This is a genomic window from Terrabacter sp. P5_B1 (genome assembly GCF_056400505.1).
This window is the reverse complement of the sequence record NZ_JBFULD010000346.1, coordinates 1-4,260: the sequence shown is the minus strand read 5'-3', so window position 1 is coordinate 4,260 and position 4,260 is coordinate 1. Positions and strand designations below refer to the sequence as shown.

The 4,260-nt window shown below is 72.2% G+C and carries 6 protein-coding genes and 1 pseudogene; 4 read left to right on the top strand and 3 right to left on the bottom strand.

The genetic code is table 11. The features are described 5' to 3' along the window. The 3 genes and pseudogenes from AC1DP0_RS18850 to AC1DP0_RS18840 all read right to left on the bottom strand — a co-directional run. Positions 1-766: pseudogene (locus AC1DP0_RS18850) on the bottom strand (hypothetical protein); the annotation flags it as partial. 158 nt (positions 767-924) lie between these two features. Then, positions 925-1,443, bottom strand: a complete 519-nt coding sequence (locus tag AC1DP0_RS18845) for a hypothetical protein (RefSeq protein ID WP_478087433.1) — start codon at positions 1,441-1,443, stop codon at positions 925-927. A 31-nt stretch (positions 1,444-1,474) separates the two neighbouring features. Then, the gene (locus AC1DP0_RS18840) at positions 1,475-1,810 is read right to left on the bottom strand and encodes a hypothetical protein (RefSeq protein WP_478087431.1); all 336 of its coding nucleotides are present in this window, start codon (positions 1,808-1,810) and stop codon (positions 1,475-1,477) included. Between the two features lie 367 nt (positions 1,811-2,177). Here AC1DP0_RS18840 and msrA point away from each other — a divergent pair, with 367 nt between their 5' ends. The 4 genes from msrA (at position 2,178) to AC1DP0_RS18820 (ending at position 4,197) form a co-directional block, all read left to right on the top strand. Next, positions 2,178-2,852 carry a peptide-methionine (S)-S-oxide reductase MsrA gene (msrA, locus tag AC1DP0_RS18835; RefSeq protein ID WP_478087429.1) on the top strand — a complete coding sequence of 225 codons (675 nt, stop codon included), beginning with the start codon at positions 2,178-2,180 and terminating at the stop codon, positions 2,850-2,852. Positions 2,853-2,886: 34 nt separating this feature from the next. Further along, the gene (locus tag AC1DP0_RS18830; RefSeq protein ID WP_478087427.1) at positions 2,887-3,027 is read left to right on the top strand and encodes a hypothetical protein; all 141 of its coding nucleotides are present in this window, start codon (positions 2,887-2,889) and stop codon (positions 3,025-3,027) included. A 250-nt stretch (positions 3,028-3,277) separates the two neighbouring features. Beyond that, on the top strand, positions 3,278-3,742 hold the full coding sequence (locus AC1DP0_RS18825; RefSeq protein ID WP_478087425.1) for an SRPBCC family protein: 465 nt from the start codon (positions 3,278-3,280) through the stop codon (positions 3,740-3,742). Next, positions 3,739-4,197: an N-acetyltransferase family protein gene (locus AC1DP0_RS18820; RefSeq protein ID WP_478087423.1), complete on the top strand. Its 459-nt coding sequence runs from the start codon at positions 3,739-3,741 to the stop codon at positions 4,195-4,197. The genes AC1DP0_RS18825 and AC1DP0_RS18820 overlap by 4 nt, the downstream gene beginning before the upstream one ends. The last annotated feature ends 63 nt before the right edge of the window (positions 4,198-4,260 follow it).

Here is a 4,260-nt window from a genome sequence, read left to right as displayed (position 1 = left end):
CCACTCGCGCGGCCGCGCCGGAGACGGCGAGCGAGCTCGCGACGAGGTCCTGGACCGGCCCGTCGTGCAGGTCGGCGGCGATGCGGCGTCGCTCCCGGTCCGAGGCGTCGACGGCCCGGCGGAGCAGGTCCTCGCGCTGCGCCCGGGCGGAGTCGAGTCGCTCGAGCAGTCGCCACACGACGGGGGCGAGGAGCGCCAGCAGGAGCAGGAGGCTGGTCGTGAGGACCCCTGCGAGTCCGCGCCACAGGTCGAAGGCGCGACTCTGCACGGGGRCGTAGTCGCCGTAGACCTCGAAGAGCAGCTCGGACCCCGAGGGCGTCCAGACGGGGCGGTAGACCTCGAGCAGCTTGCCGCCGTAGCGCTCGAACTCGTTCTCCGACCGGTCGAGGTCCGAGACCTCGGCCCGGGTCTGGGGTGAGGAGAGGGCTTCGCGCTGGTCGTCGGCGAGGGTGAAGCGCTGGCCCACGAGCCGACCGTCGTCGGCGTAGACGACGGTGCCGTCGGGCCGCCACAGCTTGACCCGGACGATGCCCGCAGGCAGCACYCGCTCACGGACGACCCGGTCGAAGGCGGCCACCGCGGCAGGGGCCCCGTCGACGAGGCCGTCCTGCAGCGCGGGCTGGACGACGGTCAGGGCGAGCAGGTTGGTGGTGTGGGCGGCGTCGTTGACGGCCTCGCGCTCGGCCAGGCGGCTCGCGGCCCACGAGGCGCCGACCAGGACGAGGAGCAGGACCACTGCGGCGGTCGCACCGAGCTGCAGCAGCATCCGGCGGCGCGTCGGCAGGCGACTGTCCCTCGGGGGAGCGGGGCCGTCGGCGAGGGTCGTCCAGGGCGGACCGGTGGTGTCCGGGCGCGCCGCCGCACCGCCCGACCCGGGAGGGGTGGTCGGGCGGGCGGGCTCGGCGGTTGCCGGTCGCATGTCGGTCAGTGGTCGTCACCCCCACGGTCGTCCGAGCCGTGGCGGCCGGACGAGTCGGAGGACGAGTCGGACGACGAGTGGGACGACGAGTGGGACGACGAGTGGGACGACGTCGGCGAGACCGAGTCGTCGGACCCGTGGCGGGACGCACTGGATCCGCTGGATCGGTCGCCGCCGTGGTCGTCGCCCGGCTCGGCCGTACGCGTACCGCTGGGGCGGTCACCCCCGTGGTCGTCGCCCGGCTCGGCCGTACGCGTGCCGCTGGGGCGGTCACCGCCGTGGTCGTCGCCCGGCTCGGCCGTATGCGTGCCGCTGGGGCGGTCACCCCCGTGGTCGTCGCCCGGCTCGGCCGTATGCGTGCCGCTGGGGCGGTCGCCGCCGTGGTCGTCCACGGGTGGGAGCACCTGGGCGGAGGGCGGCACCGGGGTCGGCACCGACTCCGCGAAGGAGCTGTTGCCGACCAGCCCGAGGGTTGCCGGCATGAGGGCGGCTGCCGCCGCCACTGCGATCGCAAGTCGTCGCATCGTGATCACGTCTCCTCTCCAGCTCGCCCGGTCAGCCGGCGAAGGTCAGTGCACCACGGCAGGTGGCGCCGGTGGCGGCATTCGTGGCAGTTGCCGTGAACCGGTCGCTGCCGGCTCGGTCGGCGACGACCCGACGGACCGCGAACGAGCCGCTGGAGGCGGCCGTGATGAACGTCCCGCTCGTGACGACGACGCCGTTGTCGGCGAGGTTCACCGGCCGGGGCTGTCCGGCGCCGTTCCTGTCGAGCTCGTGCTCGAGCTGGAGGGCTCGGTCGTCGGCCCTGACCTTGGGCTTCCGGGCACCGGTGCCGGACGTCGCGCGCGACAGCGCTTCGGCTCCCGTCGTGAAGGTTCTGCGTGCATTCATGGTGGCCTCCTCGGCTCCCGCCGGCACCTCCGGCGGGTCAGCATCTGCTGCACCGCTCACGCTGCCCGTCGCGGTGGGCGGTCCACCATCGGGCTTTGGTACTAGTACCTCCCCGGCCCAGTCGGCCAGGCCGGCCCGCTTCTTCGTGCCGGTGCGATGGAGCGCCTGCAGCTCCTCGAGCGGCCACTCGCTCCCCGCTCCCCGAAGAGCTCTCGCGTGATCGAGGCGTGGACCGGGTGGCGAGCGAAGGTCCGAGGCGCGCCACGCGGCATACCCGAGCGGGCACGGACGTTGAAGGGACGTAAGACGATCCCGGCAGCAAGGATGTGACACTGGCATGGTGTTCGGATTCGGTAGGAAGTCCCAGATGCCCAGCCGCGAGGAGGCCCTCTCGGGCCGCGCGGAACGACCGTTCGCCGTGAGCCCCACCCACGTCGTGCTCGGCACCCCGCTCGAGGGCCCGTGGCCCGACGGCTCGGAGGTGCTCTACGTCGCGATGGGCTGCTTCTGGGGAGTGGAGCGGATCTTCTGGAAGCAGGACGGGGTCGTCTCGACCGCGGCCGGCTACATGGGTGGCTACACGCCCAACCCGACCTACGAGGAGACCTGCACCGGCCTCACCGGCCACGCCGAGACGGTGCGCGTCGTCTACGACCCCACGCGCACCTCGCCCGAACTGCTGCTCAAGGCGTTCTGGGAGAACCACGACCCGACGACCGCCAACCGGCAGGGCAACGACGTCGGCACCGCCTACCGTTCGGCCATCTACTGGACGACCGAGGGGCAGCGACGTGCCGCCGAGGCGACGCGGGAGGCGTTCCAGAAGGTCCTGGACGACAACGGCTACGGGCAGATCTCGACGGAGATCCGCTCGGCTGACGACGCAGGCCCCTTCTACCTCGCCGAGGACTACCACCAGGGCTACCTCCACAAGAACCCTGGGGGCTACTGCAACCACGGGCCCAACGGCATGACGTGCCCGGTCGGCATCGTGCGCCAGGACCAGCTGCCCGCGCAGCAGGACATCGCGCCGCCCGCCTGACCCCGCTCGCTCCGGCGCACGGTTCGTCGCCGCGGTGGGTGAGGCGGGGGACGCGCACGGCCTCGACACGGCGTGCTCGGCGACCATCGCCCCGGTCTGGGCCGCCCTGCTGTCCGGGAGCCCCGAGTCCTACGGACGTGGGTCCTTCAGGGACGAGGTCCGGGACGCCACGTGACGGGTGCCGAACCTGTGGTTCGGTGACGCCGACGAGGACGGCAACAGAGGGGCCCTGTGCGTCGATGTGTCTGCCGCGAAGAAGGACTGAAACGCCACGCGGTTTGCCTGCGTCGCGAACCCGGGCGTCGTCGATGCCGAGGCGTACCTCGTCGTCATGACGTTCGTCGATGTCGACGCCCAGCAAGCTGAGAGCCCCGACTGACGGCCGCGTAGCCCAACGCCGGCCATCGCGGTGGCAGGATGCCGCCATGGCCGACAAGAGCTTCCACCTCAGCCGCGAGACGACCATCGCCGCTCCCCCGGAGCGGGTGCACGCTCTCGTCAACGACTTCCACGAGTGGCAGGCGTGGTCGCCGTGGGAGGGCATCGACCCGGCGATGGAGCGCACCTTCGCCGGCTCGCCCACCGGCGTCGGGGCCATCTATGCCTGGCGCGGCAACAGCAAGGCCGGCGAGGGCCGCATGGAGATCCTCGAGTCGGAGCCGCAGCACGTCGCGGTCGACCTGCTCTTCGCCGCGCCGATGAAGGCGCACAACCGTGTCGACTTCACGTTGACACCTGCCGGTGACGGCACCCATGTCGAGTGGGCCATGACCGGCCCCCAGAACGCCGTCATGCGCCTCATGAGCAAGGTCTGGTCGATGGAGAGGCTCCTCGGTCCCGACTTCGAGAAGGGGCTCGCCCAGCTGAAGCGCACCGCCGAGAACGCATGAGCCCGTTGGTCATCCGGCCCGCGACCCGTCACGACGTGGCGGCGATCGTGGCCCTGCTCGCCGACGACCCGCTGGGCGCGGCACGGGAGGACCTGGACGACTCCGCGACGTACGACGCGGCATACGACCGGGTCGTGGCCGATCGAGGACAGCACCTCGTCGTCGCCGAACGCGACGGGACGGTCGTCGGGACCCTCCAGCTCAGCATCATCCCCGGACTGTCCCGGCGCGGCGCCACGCGCTCCATCATCGAGGGTGTCCGCATCGCCCGGGACGAACGCGGGTCGGGCCTCGGGACCGAGCTCGTCACGTGGGCCGTCGACGAGTCACGGCGGCTCGGTTGCACCCTCGTGCAGCTGACGAGCGACGCGAGCCGCACCGACGCGCGGCGCTTCTACGAGCGGCTCGGCTTCACGGCCTCGCACGTCGGCTTCAAGCTGCAGCTCGGCGACTGACCCCGCGGGCGCTCCCACGGGGTCGGTCGCTGCCGTCCCACCGCCGATCAGAAGATCCGGACC

Excerpts from the sequence above, each read along its gene's own strand:
- AC1DP0_RS18825 (WP_478087425.1), top strand. The coding sequence starts at position 3,278 with ATGGCCGACAAGAGCTTCCACCTCAGCCGCGAGACGACCATCGCCGCT.
- AC1DP0_RS18820 (WP_478087423.1), top strand. The coding sequence starts at position 3,739 with ATGAGCCCGTTGGTCATCCGGCCCGCGACCCGTCACGACGTGGCGGCG.
- msrA (WP_478087429.1), top strand. The coding sequence starts at position 2,178 with ATGCCCAGCCGCGAGGAGGCCCTCTCGGGCCGCGCGGAACGACCGTTC.
- AC1DP0_RS18840 (WP_478087431.1), bottom strand. The coding sequence starts at position 1,810 with ATGAATGCACGCAGAACCTTCACGACGGGAGCCGAAGCGCTGTCGCGC.
- AC1DP0_RS18845 (WP_478087433.1), bottom strand. The coding sequence starts at position 1,443 with ATGCGACGACTTGCGATCGCAGTGGCGGCGGCAGCCGCCCTCATGCCG.